At 64.0% G+C, this 16,253-nt stretch carries 16 protein-coding genes; 4 read left to right on the forward strand and 12 right to left on the reverse strand.

Translation table 11 applies throughout. The annotated features are described in order from the left end of the window. Positions 1–15: 15 nt before the first annotated feature. A complete protein-coding gene (locus tag WBN73_RS17580; RefSeq protein WP_207597183.1) occupies positions 16–234 on the forward strand; it encodes a hypothetical protein in 219 nt (72 codons plus the stop codon). 9 nt (positions 235–243) lie between these two features. Continuing rightward, positions 244–1,221, forward strand: a complete 978-nt coding sequence (locus WBN73_RS17585; RefSeq protein WP_337340929.1) for an aldo/keto reductase — start codon at positions 244–246, stop codon at positions 1,219–1,221. A gap of 159 nt (positions 1,222–1,380) precedes the next feature. Here WBN73_RS17585 and WBN73_RS17590 read toward each other — a convergent pair whose 3' ends face one another. From WBN73_RS17590 to WBN73_RS17630, 9 genes are all read right to left on the reverse strand, one after another. Next, positions 1,381–3,525 (reverse strand): 3-hydroxyacyl-CoA dehydrogenase NAD-binding domain-containing protein, encoded by a 2,145-nt coding sequence (locus tag WBN73_RS17590; protein WP_337340928.1) that lies wholly within the window; start codon positions 3,523–3,525, stop codon positions 1,381–1,383. Continuing rightward, positions 3,522–4,784, reverse strand: a complete 1,263-nt coding sequence (locus WBN73_RS17595; protein WP_337340927.1) for a thiolase family protein — start codon at positions 4,782–4,784, stop codon at positions 3,522–3,524. Before WBN73_RS17595 ends, WBN73_RS17590 begins: the two co-directional genes overlap by 4 nt. A 190-nt stretch (positions 4,785–4,974) precedes the next feature. Further along, entirely contained in the window at positions 4,975–6,336 is a 1,362-nt protein-coding gene (locus WBN73_RS17600; protein ID WP_207597187.1) for an HRDC domain-containing protein, read from the reverse strand. Positions 6,337–6,427: 91 nt separating this feature from the next. Beyond that, a complete protein-coding gene (locus WBN73_RS17605; protein WP_337340926.1) occupies positions 6,428–7,084 on the reverse strand; it encodes a DUF3000 domain-containing protein in 657 nt (218 codons plus the stop codon). Positions 7,085–7,147: 63 nt separating this feature from the next. After that, positions 7,148–8,209, reverse strand: a complete 1,062-nt coding sequence (locus WBN73_RS17610) for a threonine aldolase family protein (RefSeq protein WP_207597535.1) — start codon at positions 8,207–8,209, stop codon at positions 7,148–7,150. Positions 8,210–8,279: 70 nt separating this feature from the next. Further along, positions 8,280–9,020: an SDR family NAD(P)-dependent oxidoreductase gene (locus WBN73_RS17615; protein WP_337340925.1), complete on the reverse strand. Its 741-nt coding sequence runs from the start codon at positions 9,018–9,020 to the stop codon at positions 8,280–8,282. Further along, positions 9,020–10,387: a DUF6421 family protein gene (locus WBN73_RS17620; RefSeq protein ID WP_207597190.1), complete on the reverse strand. Its 1,368-nt coding sequence runs from the start codon at positions 10,385–10,387 to the stop codon at positions 9,020–9,022. Before WBN73_RS17620 ends, WBN73_RS17615 begins: the two co-directional genes overlap by 1 nt. 201 nt (positions 10,388–10,588) lie before the next feature. Beyond that, positions 10,589–11,029: a peptide-methionine (R)-S-oxide reductase MsrB gene (msrB, locus tag WBN73_RS17625; RefSeq protein WP_207597536.1), complete on the reverse strand. Its 441-nt coding sequence runs from the start codon at positions 11,027–11,029 to the stop codon at positions 10,589–10,591. 14 nt (positions 11,030–11,043) lie between these two features. Next, a complete protein-coding gene (locus tag WBN73_RS17630; RefSeq protein ID WP_280627761.1) occupies positions 11,044–11,535 on the reverse strand; it encodes a hypothetical protein in 492 nt (163 codons plus the stop codon). Positions 11,536–11,655: 120 nt separating this feature from the next. Between WBN73_RS17630 and WBN73_RS17635 the strand changes: the two genes are divergently transcribed. Next, the gene (locus tag WBN73_RS17635) at positions 11,656–12,978 is read left to right on the forward strand and encodes an alpha/beta hydrolase family protein (RefSeq protein ID WP_242703578.1); all 1,323 of its coding nucleotides are present in this window, start codon (positions 11,656–11,658) and stop codon (positions 12,976–12,978) included. Here WBN73_RS17635 and ybaK read toward each other — a convergent pair. The 3 genes from ybaK to WBN73_RS17650 form a co-directional block, all read right to left on the reverse strand. Then, positions 12,975–13,493 carry a Cys-tRNA(Pro) deacylase gene (ybaK, locus tag WBN73_RS17640; RefSeq protein ID WP_207597192.1) on the reverse strand — a complete coding sequence of 173 codons (519 nt, stop codon included), beginning with the start codon at positions 13,491–13,493 and terminating at the stop codon, positions 12,975–12,977. The genes WBN73_RS17635 and ybaK overlap by 4 nt on opposite strands. A gap of 35 nt (positions 13,494–13,528) precedes the next feature. Continuing rightward, on the reverse strand, positions 13,529–13,987 hold the full coding sequence (locus WBN73_RS17645) for a SufE family protein (RefSeq protein WP_198318399.1): 459 nt from the start codon (positions 13,985–13,987) through the stop codon (positions 13,529–13,531). A gap of 88 nt (positions 13,988–14,075) precedes the next feature. Then, entirely contained in the window at positions 14,076–15,002 is a 927-nt protein-coding gene (locus WBN73_RS17650; protein ID WP_207597193.1) for a sulfurtransferase, read from the reverse strand. A gap of 209 nt (positions 15,003–15,211) precedes the next feature. Between WBN73_RS17650 and zapE the strand changes: the two genes are divergently transcribed. After that, positions 15,212–16,252: a cell division protein ZapE gene (gene zapE / locus WBN73_RS17655; protein WP_207597194.1), complete on the forward strand. Its 1,041-nt coding sequence runs from the start codon at positions 15,212–15,214 to the stop codon at positions 16,250–16,252. Position 16,253 lies beyond the last annotated feature (1 nt).

Raw genomic sequence — 16,253 nt, forward strand, 5'->3', positions numbered from 1 at the left:
CCAGGAGGGACTTCCATGGCGTCCAAGAGCAACTGGCCCGGACATACACCACTGCCCAAGGGCCTCGCTGCACCGGCGAGACGGGCTTTGGCGCACGAAGGAATTGAGACCCTGGAGCAGTTGGCGGAATTCGGAGAGGTGAAAATCTCCAAGCTCCACGGCATGGGGCCGGTGGCCATCGCCCAGCTTGAGGATGCCATGGAGGAATCGGGAATCTCCTACAGCGGCGGCTAGGCTGATTTCATGACTGAATACCGACGCCTTGGCCATTCCGGATTGACTGTCTCAGCTGTTGGGCTGGGCTGCAACAATCTTGGACGCGCCAATACACCCACCGAGTCCCAGGAGGGCACGGACGACGTTGTCCATGCCGCGCTTGATGCCGGAGTGACCTTCTTTGACGTTGCCGATGTCTACGGCCGCGAGCCGGGACTGAGCGAGGCCATGTTGGGCAAGGCGCTCAAGGGCCGGCGTGACGACGTAGTCATCGGCACCAAGTTAGGCATGGACATGCGTGGAGTCAACGGCAACGACTTCGACGCCCGCGGTTCGCGCCGCTACATTGTGAGGGCCGTGGAAGCATCGCTCCGCCGCTTGGACACAGAGTGGATCGATCTCTACCAGTTCCATACCCCGGACGCGCGGACGCCCATCGAGGAGACCCTGGCCGCCTTGGATGACCTGGTGTCCAGCGGCAAGGTGCGGTACATCGGCCATTCCAACTTTGCCGGCTGGCAGATCGCTGAAGCGGAGTACGTCGGGCGCCAGCTTGGGGGCGCGCGCTTCATCTCGACGCAAAATCATTACAACCTCCTGGACCGGCGCGCAGAACTCGAGGTGCTTCCCGCGGCGGGAGCCTTTTCCTTGGGCGTCCTTCCTTACTTCCCCTTGGCCAACGGGCTGCTCACCGGAAAGTACTCTGCGGGCAAGGCCCCTGAAGGTTCCCGCTTGAGCCACACCCGCACCAACCTGGTGGACGACGCCGATTGGGACCAGCTGGGTCGCTTCGGCCAGTTCGCCAAGGAGCGGGACATCAGTGAATTGCAGCTGGCCTTCTCCTGGCTTGCCGCGCAGCCCGGTGTCGGCAGCGTGATCGCGGGCGCCACGCGTCCGGAGCAGATCCGCGAAAACGCCGAAGCTGTGTGCTGGGTACCTACCCAGGAAGACTGCGCGGAGCTGGATGAGATCTTCCCGCGGACGCCGAAGGTTGCACTCTTCTAGCCCGCTAGCACATCCCGCCCCCCGTCAGGCGTCCCTCTCGCAGAAAACAGACCCTAAAACGGAACGCTCTCCCACCTCGGTGAGAGAGCGTTCCGGTTTGGGCCGCGGGATGTGAGAGAGCGATCGGTTTAAGGGCCCGGGATGTGAGAGAGGGACGGATCAGGCAGGGGCTGATGCAACGCCGGGGGCGAGGAACCTCTTGCCGTTGACCCGCTCCGAAGCGCCCACGCGATCCAGGTACGGTGTGATGCCTCCGAGGAACATCGGCCAGCCGGCGCCCAAGATGACGCAAAGGTCGATGTCTTCCGGTCCGGAGACCACGCCCTCGGCGAGCATGAGCCCGATTTCCTCGGCCAGGGCATCCTGCGTGCGTCGAAGGACGTCCTCGCCGGTGGACGGGGTGTCGCCGAAGGACATAATGGCCAAAGTCTCATCCGGGATAACAGGAGTCCCATCGGGGCCTGGGACCCATAGTGACTTTACTCCGTTGTCGATGAGCTTCTGCAGGTTCTGCGAGACGGGGAACCGGTCGCCGAACGCTGTGTGCAGGGACTCCTGCACATGCTGGGCGACCGGCAGGCCAACCATGGCAGCCAGGGTGAACGGCGACATCGGCAGCCCCATGGGACGCAGGGCGTTGTCAGCGACGTCGGCAGGTGTTCCTTCGTCGAACGCTGCGATGACTTCACCCATGAGGCGGAGCAGGATGCGGTTGACCACAAAGGCTGCGGCATCCTTGACCAGCACCGCGGTCTTCTTGAGACCCTTGGCGAGTTCGAAGGCGGTGGCCAGCACGGCGTCGTCCGTCTTGGGTGCCCGCACAATCTCCAGGAGGGGCATGACAGCTACCGGGTTGAAGAAGTGGAAGCCCACCAGGCGTTCCGGGTGCTTCAGGTCCTCGGCCATGGCAGTGACAGACAGCGAAGACGTGTTGGTGGCCAGGATGCATTCGGGAGAAACAATTGCTTCAACCTCCGCGAAGACCTGCTTCTTGATGTGCAGTTCTTCGAAAACGGCCTCGATGACGAAGTCGGCGTCGGCGAAGGCTTCCTTGGAGACGGAACCCGTAATGAGCGCCTTGGTCCTGTTGGCGGCGTCGGGCTTGATCCGCTTCTTGGCCAGCATCTTGTCCACTTCGGCATGGACGTAAGCAACGCCCTTGTCCACCCTCGCCTGATCGATGTCGGTCATCACTACAGGGACTTTCAGCTGGCGGGCGAACAGCAAGGCCAGCTGGCTTGCCATGAGCCCTGCGCCTACCACGCCGACCTTGGTGACCGGGCGGGCAAGCTTGCGGTCAGGGGCCCCTGCAGGACGCTTTGAGCGCTTCTGGACAAGGTCCAGGAAAGCGTACACAGTGGAGCGGAACTCGTCCGTTTGCATGAGCCCTGCGAGGGTCTCACACTCGAGCTCTGCCGATTCCGCCTGTGTCATGGTGCGGTTGGCTTCCATGACGTCCAGGACCTTTGCCGGGGCAGGGGAGGCATTGGAGGTCTTGGACTCCACAAAAGCCCGTCCAGCGGTGACTGCGGCTGCCCACCGCCCAGCGACTGCGTCGTCCGCGGCATCTACGGAGTTCTTCCGCTCAGGTGTGACGTCGCCTGAAATAACCTTTGCCGCCCATGCGAGCGACTGTTCCACGAAGTCGGCAGGCTCGAAGATGGCGTCGGCCACCCCCAGCTCGAATGCCTGCGGTCCGGTGAGTGTCCGGTTGTTGCTCAGGGGATTCTCGATCATCACCTTGACGGCGTTCTCGGGACCGATGAGGCGCGGCAGGATATAGACGCCACCCCACCCCGGCACGAGGCCGATGAACGCTTCGGGGAGGGCCAAGGCGCCGGCACCGGTGGAGACGGTCCGGTACGTCGACTGCAGGGCGATTTCGAGTCCGCCGCCCAGGGCAAGGCCGTTGATGAAGGCGAAGCTTGGCACGCCAAGATTTGCCAGGGTGCTGTAGACGGCGTGGCCAAGCTGTGCCATCCAGAGGCCGTGCTCGCGCTCCTTGAGCGTTTTGACGGCCGACAGGTCGGCGCCGGCCACCAGGAAGTACGGCTTGCCCGTGACACCGACACCCACGATGTCACCCCGTGAAGCGCGTTCCTTGAGTTGGTCCAGGACCCCGCCCAGTTCAACCAGCGTGTTGGGGCCCAACGTGGTGGGCTTGGAGTGGTCCAAGCCATTGTCCAGGGTGATCAGCGCGAAGGTTCCTGCGCCACCTGGCAGCTGAATGTCCTGCACGTAGGAGTGGGTGACCACTTCGTCAGGGAAGAGGGCGGCGAGCTTCTGGAATTCGGCGGCGCTCATGCGGCGGCTCCTTCGGTGGTGGCGGTGTCAGCGGTGGAGGAAGCGTAGTCGGGGTGGTGCGGGTTCTCCCAGATCACTGTTGCACCCATGCCCAGGCCGATGCACATAGTGGTGATGCCGTAGCGCACTGTGGGATCCTCCTCGAATTGCCGGGCCAGCTGGTTCATCAGGCGGACGCCGGAGGAAGCAAGCGGATGTCCGACGGCGATCGCACCGCCATAGCGGTTGACGCGGGGGTCATTGTCGGCGATGCCGAAGTGGTCCAGGAAGCTCAGTACCTGGACCGCGAAGGCTTCATTGATCTCGAAGAGCCCGATGTCTTCTATTCCCAGTCCGGCGTTCTTGAGCGCCTTTTCCGTCGCCGGAACGGGGCCAATGCCCATGACCTCCGGTTCGACGCCCGCGAAGGCGTAGGAGACAAGGCGCATCTTGACGGAGAGTCCCAGCTCCTCGGCGGCTTCGGCCGACGCGAGAACGGCCGCCGTCGCGCCGTCATTCAGGCCAGCGGCGTTTCCGGCAGTGACGCGGCCGTGGGCACGGAAAGGGGTGCGAAGTTCGGCGAGGTCGGCCACCGTGGTTCCGGGGCGAGGGGGTTCGTCCGTGGTGTGGAGCGCCCAGCCCTGGCCCGGCTTCATGGTGGCCACGGGGACGAGGTCGTGCTGTATTTGTTCGTTGGAGTACGCTGCGGCGAGCTTGGCTTGCGAAGCAGCGGCATAGGCATCCGTGCGGTCCTTGGTGATGGCCGGGAACCGGTCGTGCAGGTTTTCTGCCGTGTTGCCCATGTTCAGGGCAGCCGGGTCCACCAGCCGCTCGGACATGAACCGCGGATTGGGGTCGGCTCCGGCGCCCATGGGGTGGTTGCCCATATGTTCCACTCCGCCGGCGATGACGACGTCGTAGGCGCCAAAGCCGATGCCACTCGCCGTCGTGGTGACCGCCGTCATGGCGCCTGCGCACATGCGGTCGATGGCGAAGCCGGGAACGGTGCGCGGGAGGCCGGCCAGCAACGCGGCGGTGCGGCCGATGGTGAGGCCCTGGTCTCCGGTCTGCGTGGTGGCGGCAATGGCTACCTCGTCCACGCGGTCTGCCGGCAGGGACGGATTGCGCCGCATCAGTTCGCGGATGCACTTCACCACGAGGTCATCGGCCCTGGTGCCCGCGTAGATTCCCTTGTCGCCGGCTTTGCCGAACGGGGTGCGGACTCCGTCCACGAAAACGACATCGCGGACATTCCTTTGGGCACTGCGTGATGGACTCATGTATTAACTCCTCGTTGAGACATGGTGCCGGCCCGCGTCGCGGGTGCTCCGGTTGGCATTAACGCAATGTTACTCGCCGGTAACTTACGGTGCAAGGTGTGTCGACCTCCTGCCGAGTGACCCTGGAGACGCGAAAGGCCCGCCGCCGCGAACCGTAGTTCGGGTGACGGGCCTGGCAGTCTGGACAGACTCAGGCGGAGTCCGATGACTGTTGGGTTTCCTGTGCCTGCCGGCTGTCCTTCGTTTTGGATTCTTTGGCCGGCAGGGGTTTGGGGTTCAAGCAGGCGTCGGTGAGGATTGGTGCGGCGAAGGAGACCTGCCATTCGCGGGCACCCAGCTCCCGCAATTCAGCAGATACCGTTTCCAGGGATATGTCCGACGGTGGCCGCCAGGTGATCCGCCTCAGGAAGTCCGGTGTCAGCAGGTTCTCCACCGGCAGGTTGAGTTCGTCAGCCTTGGCCTGCAGCGCGGGCCGGGCGGTGGCCAGGCGTGCTGCAGCCTCCGGGTCGCGATCCACCCACACCCGCGGCGGCGGTGGAGCGTTGGTGGGCAGATGCAAGGGCGGAAGATCAGTCAGGGTGCGGGCGATGGTGATGCATCGCAGCCAGCGCGGTGCCTCCCGTTGGGCAGAGCGGCCGTGGAATCCCTTGGTGGCCAGTAGTTGGGGGACAGTGGTGGGCATGGCTTTCGCGGCTGCCACCAAGGCCGAATCAGGAATCAGGCGCCCCGGCGCCACATCGCGTTTACGTGCCAGCTGATCGCGCTCCTGCCAGAGTTCGCGGACTGCTGCCAACTGACGGCGGTCCCGGATCTGGTGCAACCCGGACGTTTTCCGCCAGGGATCGACGCGGGGCGGTGAAATACCGGCGGCAAGGATGCCGGCGAATTCCTGTTCGGCGTACTCCAGCTTGCCGTCCGCCTCCAGCAACTCGATGAGCTCTTCGCGCAATTCCGCAAGAACTTCGACGTCGAGCGCTGCATACCGGAGCCAAGGCTCGGGCAGTGGGCGGGTGGACCAGTCGGCTGCAGAATGTTCTTTTGCCAGGCCGAATCCGAGGAGTTGCTCGATGACGGCCGCCAGGCCTACGCGGGGAAGGCCGGCAAGGCGGGCGGCAAGTTCGGTGTCGAACAGTTTGTCGGGCCACATGCCGAGTTCGGACAGGCAGGGAAGGTCCTGGGTGGCTGCATGCAGGATCCATTCGACGCCTCGGAGAGCCTCGTTGATGATGTCCAGGTTGTCGAAAGGCTCGGGGTCGATCAGCCAGGTTCCCGCTCCATCGCGGCGGATCTGCACCAGGAAGGCGCGTTGGCCGTAACGGAAGCCGGAGGCGCGCTCTGCGTCCACGCCGGCCGGTCCTGTTCCGGCGGCGATGGCGGCGGCGCATCGTTCAAGTCCGGCCGGAGTGTCGATGACCAGGGGGACGCCTTCGCGTGGCGTATCGAGATCGATGACTTCGGGGACGTGGCTGTCAAAGCCGTCTACCTTGATGTGGGTGGTGGGATCAGCAACCGGATCGCCGGCTGTGGTTTTATCCAGATTTTCAGGGGTCATGGTGGCTTAAGCTTACCGATTCACGCCGGGTTCTCGCCGGGACGCGGTGCTGACCGTGTATTGGCCGCCGTGGGCGACGTGTCAACAGTGGTCAATTCAGCCTCCTGTTGGGAAGTCCAGTGACGCCCGGCGGAAGGGGAGGAAGCCCGGCGAAAGTACAGACCATGTCAGACCAGGCCTCCAAGTGCGCCTGGACGTCAGCGCCGGCAGGGGTCCATGAAGCGCGAAGTTCAATGTCTATGGTGTCCGGGCGTTCGGCCAGTGTGCCAAAGCTCTCGGAAAGGATCCTTGTTGCCGTGCCGCCAGCCGCGCGATACGGGGCTGCGTGGTTCTCCAGGGCGTCCACCAACCACGTCCAGGCGACGGAGCCCAGCATGGAGTCGTTGCCCATCTCAGCGTCCATTTGGGCCCGGATGTAGGTGACAATACGGAATTCACCTTCCCACACCGGTGAACCATCGGGATCGTAGAGGAGGATGAACCGGCCCGTGGCCAGTTCGTCGTCGTCCTCGCTCGCCGGCGTGTTCGCCTGGCTCGCTGCGAAGGCCTTGGCCGCCGGCCCGTGGACGGGAACGCGGCGCGTAGCCGCAGTGGGGCTGAAAACTTCCGCACCCAAAGCCACCGCGTACGGGGCCAGCCGGGCGGGCGCAGGGATCTCATCAAGCCGCAATTCGCTGCGGCATTGGGCTTTTCGAAGTGTTCCCAAGGCGAGGAGAAAGTCCGAGGGAACCTGTGCGAGGGCGTTCACCCTCGCAGGTTATGCTTCCGGGGCGGCGATTCCCAGCAGGCTCGCCGCCCCGGATGCGCGGGGTTACCGGGAGGCCAGCTCCCGCTTGATGCCAGCAACGAAGGCGTCGATGTCTTCCTCTGTGGTGTCAAAGGAGCACATCCACCGGACCTCACCTCTGGCGGCGTCCCAATCGTAGAAGGCGAAGCTCTTGCGCAGGCGGTCGGCAACGCCGGCCGGGAGGATGGCGAAGACGCCGTTGGACTGCGTCGCCTGGGTGGGCTCCACGCCGTCGATCGCTTCAACGGCCGTCCGCAGGCGGGAGGCCATGGCGTTGGCGTGGGCGGCCGAACGCAACCACAGTCCATCCTCCAGCAGGGCAATGAACTGGGCAGAGATGAAGCGCATCTTCGAGGCGAGCTGCATGTTCATCTTGCGAAGGAACTTCAGGCCATCAGCCGCCTCCGGGTTGAGTGCCACTACGACTTCGCCAAAAAGGAGTCCGTTCTTGGTGCCGCCGAAGGACAGGATGTCCACGCCGGCGTCGCGCGTGAAGGCCCGGAGGGGAACATCAAGGTGAGCGGCTGCGTTCGCCAGCCTGGCGCCATCCATGTGAAGCTTCATGCCCTTGGAATGGGCGTGGTCCGCGATGGCCCGCACTTCTTCCGGGGTGTAGCAGGTACCCAGTTCAGTGGTCTGGGTTATGGAGACCACCAAAGGCTGGGCCCGGTGCTCGTCACCCCAGCCCCACGCTTCGCGATCAATCAGCTCGGGGGTGAGTTTGCCGTCCTCGGTGGGAACCTGGAGGAGCTTGATCCCGCCCACCCGTTCAGGTGCACCGTTCTCATCCATGTTGATGTGCGCGGTGGAGGCACAGATCACCGCTCCCCACCGGGGAAGGAGGGATTGCAGGGCAAGGACGTTGGCGCCGGTGCCGTTGAAGACCGGGAAGGTCTCGATGCCCGGCCCGAATTGCTGCTCCAGCACCTCCTGCAGCCGTGCGGTGTACACATCCTCGCCGTAAGAGACCTGGTGCCCGCCATTGGCGGTTGCCAGTGCTGCGAGGATCTCCGGGTGCACGCCGGAGTAGTTATCGGAGGCAAATCCACGAACCGATGGGTCATGGAGCTGGCTGTTCCCAACCATCGTGTTGGCGCTGTTGGCGCGGTGGATGGCCTCTGTTGTGCTCGTCACTTGTTCATTCACGCTTTCAAGTCTATTTGGCCAGCAGGATGCGCTGGCCGTTGAGGTTTGCGGCCGGTTCTTCGAACAGTCCGACGACGGCGGCCGCCAGGTCCTCGACGTCCGTATAGCCGGGGAACCGCCTGTCCGGATGCGCGGCACGCATTGCGGAATCGACCAGGGCTTTGACCACGAAGATGACGGCTGCGCTGTGTTGGCCTTCTGGCTGCTGCTGGCTGTCCGGCCGGCCGTCCGCCTGCGCGCGGCGGAACCCGTCAGCCACTGCAAGGGTCCAGGCTTCAGCGGCAGCCTTTGCCGCGGCGTAACTGGCGGCAGCGGCAGTAGGGGCTGACGCGGAGGTGGAGGAGATCATCGCCAACCGGCCCTGCGGGGATGCCTCGAGCTGGCTGTAGAACACCCGGGAGACGTTGCGCAGGGTAGTGATCGCGCCCCGTTCCAGGGCATCCCAATCCTCATCGGATTGGTCTTCGATGCCTTTCGCACCACGCCAACCGCCCACCAAGTGGATGACTCCATCCACCTTTTCAACGCCGTGGCCGGAGAGCCCGTCCGCGAGGTCGCGAACAGCCTCATACGAAGCGAGATCGCACACCAGGGGGACCACTCCATGGCCGGCTTCATTCGCCGCTTCCTGGATGCGAACGTCGTCCGAGCCCACAGTGAAGACCCGGTGACCGGCGGCCCCCAAAGCCCGCGCGGCAGCAATGCCGGACGCGCTGCTGCCGCCGGTCACAAGGATGGTCAGTGTGGGCATCAGGCCGCCGTCGCGCCGGTGATGCCCGTAGTGGATTCGATCACGGGACGCATCTTCTTCTCCAGTGCTTCGTAGAACATGGACAGCGGGAACTCGTCGTCAAGGACCTGGTCGGTGAGCCCGCGGGGAGGACCGTCCAGCGGCAGGGCATCCGGTCCCTTGGCCCACACAGACGCCGGGTGGGCAGTCACCGTGCCGGAAATGAGTTCGTACGCAGCCAACCAGTGGGCGGCCTTCGGCCGGTCAATGGAACGCCAGTAGAGTTCTTCGATTCTGGCACCGAGTTCAACCACTACTGCAGCAGCATCCTCCCAGTCAATGGAGAGCTTGCTGTCCGTCCAGTGAAGGACGTGGTGCTGGTGCATCCACGCGAACAGCAGTTGACCGCCAAGTCCGTCATAGTTGCGGACACGGCTGCCGGTGATCGCGAAGCGGAAGATCCGGTCAAAAATCACCGCGTACTGAACAAGTTTTGCGTGCTTCCTGGCGTCAGGATCGGCGTTCTCATCCTTCTCGATGCGGACTGACTCGCGGAAGGCGGTCAAATCGCATCGCAACTCTTCCAACGAGTAGAGGAAGAACGGCATGCGCTGCTTGATCATGAACGGATCAAAAGGCAGATCACCCCGCATGTGGGTGCGGTCATGGATGAGGTCCCACATGACGAACGTGCGCTGGGTGAGTTCCTGGTCCTCGATCAACTGGGCTGCATCTGCTGGAAGTTCCAAAGACGTGGTTGCTGCTGCTGCCTTGAGGACGCGGCGGAAGCGTGCGGCTTCACGGTCGGCGAAGATGGCGCCCCAGGTGAAGGTGGGAGTCTCGCGCACAGCAACGGTTTCGGGGAAGAGCACCGCGGAGTTGGTGTCGTACCCGGGAGTGAAATCGATGAAGCGGATGGGGACGAACAGCTTGTTGGAGTACTCGCCCGCTTCAAGCCCGCCAATGAACTCAGGCCAGATGACCTCGATCAATACGGCTTCGACCAGCCTGTTGGTGCTGCCGTTCTGCGTGTACATGGGGAAGACCACCAGGTGTTGGAGGCCGTCAACGCGCAGTTCCTGGGGCTGGAACGCCTGCAGGGAATCCAGGAAGTCCGGTACGCCGAAGCCGCCCTGTACCCACCGGCCAAAGTCCTCCACCAGCAACTCCAGGTAGCGGGCGTCGTGGGGGAACAGGGGAGCCAAAGATGTGACGGCGTCGCAGATCGTTGCTACGAGGGTTGTTGCCTCGCCGTGGACCGAGGGATCGGCGATGGAGCCGTCCTGTTCCTGGTGTGCTTGGAGTGCTGTGGCCGCGGCCTTCAGCGTTGTCCACTCGGCGTTGTCAGCGGTGACACGCGGGAGGGTGGAGGTGGCGATGGTTGTCATGGAGCTCGGCCCTTTCCGAAGTAGTGGTTGCTTCTGGGCCGAGCGTAGCAAGCGAAAAGCATTGCTAATTGAAAAAAGCCCCGAGGATAAGCAACTCTTGCCCTTTGGGTGTTCCTGCACAGTTCGAGATCCAGCGCCCCGCACTCCTGCAGGACAACAGCTCCGGACGGACCGAACCCATGGCCGGCCCGTCCGGACCCGTCAGCTCTCTTCCGGGTTGACCAGGCGGAGCGAGATGGAGTTGATGCAGAACCGCTGGTCCGTAGGGGTGCCGTAGCCCTCGCCCTCGAAGACGTGCCCCAAATGCGAATCACAGGTGGCGCAACGGACCTCCACCCGGTCCATGCCCATGGTGCGGTCATGAAGATAGCGGACCGTGCCTTCAGCCAAGGGAGCCCAGAACGACGGCCAGCCGCAATGGGAATCGAACTTCTCCTTGCTGGTAAACAGCTGGCTGCCACAAGCACGACACTGATAGACGCCCTCTGTGTGGGTGTCCCAGTACTCGCCGGTGTACGGCCGCTCCGTTCCCGCCTGCCGCAGAACGCGGTATTCCTCGGGGGTCAACTCCTCGCGCCACTGGGCATCAGTTTTCTCCGCAGGCGCAGAAGTTGTCTTGCTGGTGTTCTCAGGAGTGTTCATGTCTTGTGCAACGCTCACGAGTCGCCGATAAATCCCGAACCCGCGTACAGATGGAGGACAGGAAGTCCCAATTGATCCTGCGCTTTGTTGGCCCAGTCGGTGTGGAACGTATCGGCGATGGCATGGGGGCGCGTGACCACTACGGCCTGCGCTGCATCGAGCGCACGCACTTTGGACACCAAGCCGGCCACGGCACCGCCGTCGACGACTTCACCCGTGACGCCGCCACCCAAACCGGCCAACGCCGCCAGGGAGGCCGACAACGTCTCCGACGCTTCAGCACGCTCCGCCGCCGGATCCGGTGACTGCGCTGTAAGTTCGCGGAACGCCTTGGCGATCTCCAGCAACGAAAGATTCTCCAGGAAGTCCACCAGGAGATGTCGCTCGGTGTTGGCGGGAACCAGGACAACAAGGGGCGCGTCGCTGCCATCCACCAGTTTGGCGATGTTAACGCGGTCGTCGGGGCCAAGGGGCTCTTCAGTCAAGATGACTATGGGATCACTCATGGCTACAGCGTAGTCCCGCATAACCTGAGTCCGCAGGCTTTGGTACCGAATCAGGGTGCAGGTGCGCCGCGCGGCCCGCACCTGCACCCGGCGTGGCCAGGAAGCGGCAACAATGGAGGCATGGCATCGACACACGGGTCAGCGGGCGACGCTGCAGAGAACAAAATGTCCCTCCGTACCAAATGGGCCATAGGCGGCTTCCTCGCGGGCGGCACCCTCGCAGGCCTGCTCGGCGCCGGGTCCTCTGCGCTCGCCGTCTACTTTGCACGGCGCGTCATCACCCCGGCGGCCCGCCATGAGGACCAGGAGGTCCTGGCAGTCATCCGGGACGACAAGGGGCTCCAGGTCATCCTCGCGGCTACCCCGGACACCACCATCGACGGCGTGTTCAGCCTCTTCTTCGCCGGCGGTCAAGGACACGCGCGGATTGGCCGGATCGTGTCCTACTCCCCGGCCGAGCAGACTGTCCTCCGCGAGGTTGAAGAGGTCTACAGTGGCAATCTGGCAGAGGCCCGCCGTGGCTGGTGGAGCGGCGCTACCTACCCGGACCCGGCGTCGATCGGCCTTGCGGCCGAGGATGTGGAGATAAAGGTCGACGGCGGGCTGGCGCCGGCATGGTTGATCCGCGCTGATGCTTCCGCGGCAGCGCCGGTCTGGGCAATTATGGTGCACGGGCGTGGCGCCACGCGGCTTGAGGGCCTCCGGGCTGTGCGTACGGCGCGGAGCCTGGGGCTGGACAGCCTGCTCATCTCCTACCGCAACGACGGCCTGGCCCCTTCAGCCCTCGATGGGCGCTACGGCCTGGGATCCACTGAATGGCGGGACGTGGAGGCTGCCATTGATTACGCCTTGGAGCATGGGGCCGGGGAGGTCGTGCTGTTCGGGTGGTCCATGGGCGGAGCGATCAGCCTGCAGACAGCCGATCTCTCCAGGCACCGCCACCTCATCCGGGCCTTGGTGCTGGATGCCCCCGTCATCAACTGGGTCAATGTCATGGCCCACCATGCCCAAATGAACAGGATTCCCTACACCGTGGGGCGTTATGGGCAGTTGATGCTGGGTCATCCGCTGGGGCGCAGGCTGACCGGCCTCGCGGCTCCCGTTGACCTCAAGGCCATGGATTGGGAAGCCCGCGCCATTGAGCTGCGGACCCCCACGCTGTTGATCCACAGCGTCGACGACGACTACGTTCCGTTCGGCCCGTCCGCCAGCCTCGCCGAGAAGAACCCGGAAATGGTGACCTTTGAGCCCTTCAACGGGGCGCGGCACACCAAGGAATGGAACGTGGACCCGGAACGGTGGGAACGCGTAGTGCACGCATGGCTGCAGCGGGAATTGGCTCCACGGAACAACCCGGGACAGCCGGTGGCTGCAGGTCCGGAGGATGGTGCAGGCTCAGTGGGTGGTGCAGGACTGACTGGCGCTTCTGGCCAGACTGGCTAAGGCCGACGCCTGGTATCAGCTGGCGGAGAGGTGCCGATGGCCGCAACGGCGGCCTGTGTCAACCGGATGAGGTCCGCGGGAGCGAGTTCGATGTCCAGTCCGCGGCGGCCACCGGAGACCAGGATGGCGTCAAAGCCCAGCGCTGATTCGTCCAGGACCGTGGGGGAGGGCTGGCGCTGTCCCACGGGCGATATCCCGCCCAGCACGTAACCGGTGCGGCGCTCAGCGGCCTTGGGATCGGCCATGGCCGCTTTCTTCGCTCCCAACGCCGCCGCAACCGACTTCAGGTCCAGGTTTCCGGACACAGGGACAACGGCTACCGCCAGGCGGCCTTCGACCTCCACCATGAGTGTCTTGAAGACCCTCTCCGGCTCGATGCCCAGGACCTCCGCGGCTTCCATGCCGTAGCTGGGCGCGGCTGGATCATGGGCGTACGGGTGAAGCACAAAAGAAACGCCGGCCGCAGCAAGAGCTGCAGTAGCCGGCGTTCCCTGTGAAGCCATTTTCTTGGCCATACCGTCTGGTGGCGCCTTTCGGTGTCCTGGCGGGCTCAGTGCTCCAGCCGGCTGGCGGCTGCAACTTTGCGCTTGATGCGGCCGAGCATGGCCGTCATTCCCCGCATACGCAGGGGAGTAATGGCCCGCGTCAGGCCCAGCAGTTCGGGCATGTCGTCCGGAACAGCAAGGATCTCTTCGGCGGTAAGTCCGTCGAGTCCCTCGTGCAGGACACCGGCGAAGCCGCGGGTGGTCGGCGCCTCCTGGGGAGCCTTGAAGAAGAGCCGGTACTTGCGGGCACCGTCAGGATTCTTCTCCGACTCGATCGTGAGGAACAGCGGGGACTGGCATTCCACAACCTGCTCCAGCAACTCAGGGTGGTCCTTCAGGCGCTCTGGAAGCTCCGGAAGGCCCCTGGAGAACTCAAGCAGGAGCTGCAGACGGTCAGGCTCCGTCAGTGCCTGGAAGTCATCGACGATTTCCGCCAGCGCGGTGGGCAAAGTGTACGTACTCATCTCTTCCAGCTTACGCACAACCGCGGCGATTGCGCTCTGTATGCCGCAACACTACGGGCCTCCGGACGGTGGCGGATTCACGCGACGACTAGTTGCGTGCGAAGGCGGCTGGAACGGAACCGCGCTCTGCACCCTTGACGATGGGAACACGAACGGCATTGCCCCACTCTGTCCAGGAGCCGTCATAGTTGCGCACGGTATCGAAGCCCAGCAGGTACTTGAGCGCAAACCAGGTGTGGCTTGAGCGTTCGCCGATCCGGCAGTAGGCCACGACGTCGTCGCCGGCCGCCAGCCCGGCCTCACCCAGGTACAGGGCTTCGAGTTCTTCGCGGCTGCGGTAGGTGCCGTCCTCTGCAGCGGCCCGGGCCCAGGGAATGGATGCGGCCGTAGGGATGTGGCCGCCACGGAGTGCGCCCTCTTCGGGGTAGGCAGGCATGTGGGTGCGCTGTCCCGTGTATTCCTCGGGGGAGCGGACGTCGATCAGGGGGTTTCCCAGGTGTGCGAGGACATCTTCCTTGAAAGCGCGGATGGGAGCGTCGTTGCGCTCTACTTCCGGGTAGTCGCCGACTACGGGCTGTGAAGTTTCGGTGGTCAGTTCGCGGCCTTCGGCGATCCATTTGTCGCGGCCGCCATCCAGGAGGCGGACGTCTTCGTGGCCGAAGAGAGTGAAAACCCAGAGGGCGTAGGCAGCCCACCAGTTGGACTTGTCGCCGTAGATGACAACCGTGCTGTCGCGGGAGATTCCCTTTGATGATGCGAGGGCAGCGAAAGCAGCGCCGTCGACGTAGTCGCGGGTGACCTCATCGTTCAAATCGGTGTGCCAGTCGATCTTTACGGCTCCCGGGATGTGGCCGGTCTCGTACAGGAGGACGTCCTCATCGGACTCAACCACTACCAGTTTGCCGTCGGCAACAGCGCCGTCGGCAAGCGCGGATGCGAGCCATTCGGTGGAAACAAGGCGTTCGGGGTTCGCGTACGACGCGAACTTTTCGTTCTGTTCAACGGGGTAGGACATGGTGATGGCCTTTCACTGACAACGGACGGAAGCCTGGCCGTGGGGAGTGGTGCAGGTGCCGGCCCGGCTGCTTCCAACACTAACCACGGGGCGGCAGGAATGCTTCCCTGCGGTCACACGGTGAAACATGGGCTTGGTCACGTGTCCCGCCGGGGCCGCCGGAAGCCGGTATTCTTGCTGGGGACGTAATACCGAAGGAACGGACCACCGTGGTACAGATCGAACAACTGGCTGCCCGCACGCCGGCAGTCTCCGTGGAGGAGCTCCTCAAGGGCTTCTACCCCTCTCCGCGATTCGGAGAGGTATCGTTCGACAGCTACCGTCCCGACCCCTCGCAGCCGAGCCAGGCCAATGCCGTGAAGCTCCTCTCGGCCTTCGCCGACGGAGTGGCATCCGAAGACAACGGCGGCTTGTTCAAGAAGCTCTTCGCCAAGAAGGCGCCGGCCACCAGAGCAGGAATCTACCTTGACGGCGGCTTTGGCGTCGGCAAGACCCACCTCCTGGCCTCGTTGTGGCACAGGTCGCCCGGACCCAAGGCCTTCGGTACGTTCGTTGAATACACCAACCTGGTGGGTGCGCTTTCATTCCGCAAGACCGTGGAGGCGCTGAGCAGCTACAAGCTGGTCTGCATCGACGAATTTGAACTGGATGACCCCGGCGATACCGTGTTGATGTCCCGCCTGATGCGTGAACTGGCCGACGCCGGCGTCAAGCTCGCGGCCACGTCCAACACCCTGCCCGGCTCGCTGGGCGAGGGCCGCTTTGCCGCCGTCGATTTCCAACGCGAGATCCAGGTTCTCGCGGACCAGTTCGATGTTGTCAGGATCGACGGCGAGGACTTCCGGCACCGTGGATTGCCCGCTGCTCCGGCGCCGCTGAAGACCGAAGAGCTCAAACACCGTATGAAGGCCGAATTCGCCGGCAGGACCGTGGCGGTGGATGACTTCCGCACGCTGGTCAATCACCTGGCTGCGGTTCACCCCAGCCGTTACCGTCAACTCATCTCCGGCGTTGAAGCCGTGGTGTGGAGCGACGTCGAAACCATCACGGAGCAGGCAGTAGCCCTTCGCTTCGTAGTGCTGGCGGACAGGCTTTATGACAAAGATGTGCCCATCCTGGCCAGCGGCGTCCCCTTCGACAAACTCTTTACCGAAGAGATGATGACCGGCGGTTACACCAAGAAGTACTTCCGGGCTGTCTCCCGGCTGACCGCTCTTGCCCGTGAGGCGCAAAACCACGAACCCGCCTGAT

Origin of the sequence: Paenarthrobacter sp. CCNWLY172 (assembly GCF_037402035.1) — a bacterium.
GTDB lineage: Bacteria > Actinomycetota > Actinomycetes > Actinomycetales > Micrococcaceae > Arthrobacter.

Excerpts from the sequence above, each read along its gene's own strand:
- WBN73_RS17615 (WP_337340925.1), bottom strand. The coding sequence starts at position 9,020 with ATGCCCACACTGACCATCCTTGTGACCGGCGGCAGCAGCGCGTCCGGC.
- WBN73_RS17635 (WP_242703578.1), top strand. The coding sequence starts at position 11,656 with ATGGCATCGACACACGGGTCAGCGGGCGACGCTGCAGAGAACAAAATG.
- WBN73_RS17580 (WP_207597183.1), top strand. The coding sequence starts at position 16 with ATGGCGTCCAAGAGCAACTGGCCCGGACATACACCACTGCCCAAGGGC.
- msrB (WP_207597536.1), bottom strand. The coding sequence starts at position 11,029 with ATGAACACTCCTGAGAACACCAGCAAGACAACTTCTGCGCCTGCGGAG.
- WBN73_RS17595 (WP_337340927.1), bottom strand. The coding sequence starts at position 4,784 with ATGAGTCCATCACGCAGTGCCCAAAGGAATGTCCGCGATGTCGTTTTC.
- WBN73_RS17650 (WP_207597193.1), bottom strand. The coding sequence starts at position 15,002 with ATGTCCTACCCCGTTGAACAGAACGAAAAGTTCGCGTCGTACGCGAAC.
- WBN73_RS17585 (WP_337340929.1), top strand. The coding sequence starts at position 244 with ATGACTGAATACCGACGCCTTGGCCATTCCGGATTGACTGTCTCAGCT.
- WBN73_RS17645 (WP_198318399.1), bottom strand. The coding sequence starts at position 13,987 with ATGAGTACGTACACTTTGCCCACCGCGCTGGCGGAAATCGTCGATGAC.
- ybaK (WP_207597192.1), bottom strand. The coding sequence starts at position 13,493 with ATGGCCAAGAAAATGGCTTCACAGGGAACGCCGGCTACTGCAGCTCTT.
- WBN73_RS17620 (WP_207597190.1), bottom strand. The coding sequence starts at position 10,387 with ATGACAACCATCGCCACCTCCACCCTCCCGCGTGTCACCGCTGACAAC.
- WBN73_RS17630 (WP_280627761.1), bottom strand. The coding sequence starts at position 11,535 with ATGAGTGATCCCATAGTCATCTTGACTGAAGAGCCCCTTGGCCCCGAC.
- WBN73_RS17600 (WP_207597187.1), bottom strand. The coding sequence starts at position 6,336 with ATGACCCCTGAAAATCTGGATAAAACCACAGCCGGCGATCCGGTTGCT.
- WBN73_RS17610 (WP_207597535.1), bottom strand. The coding sequence starts at position 8,209 with ATGGTTGGGAACAGCCAGCTCCATGACCCATCGGTTCGTGGATTTGCC.
- WBN73_RS17590 (WP_337340928.1), bottom strand. The coding sequence starts at position 3,525 with ATGAGCGCCGCCGAATTCCAGAAGCTCGCCGCCCTCTTCCCTGACGAA.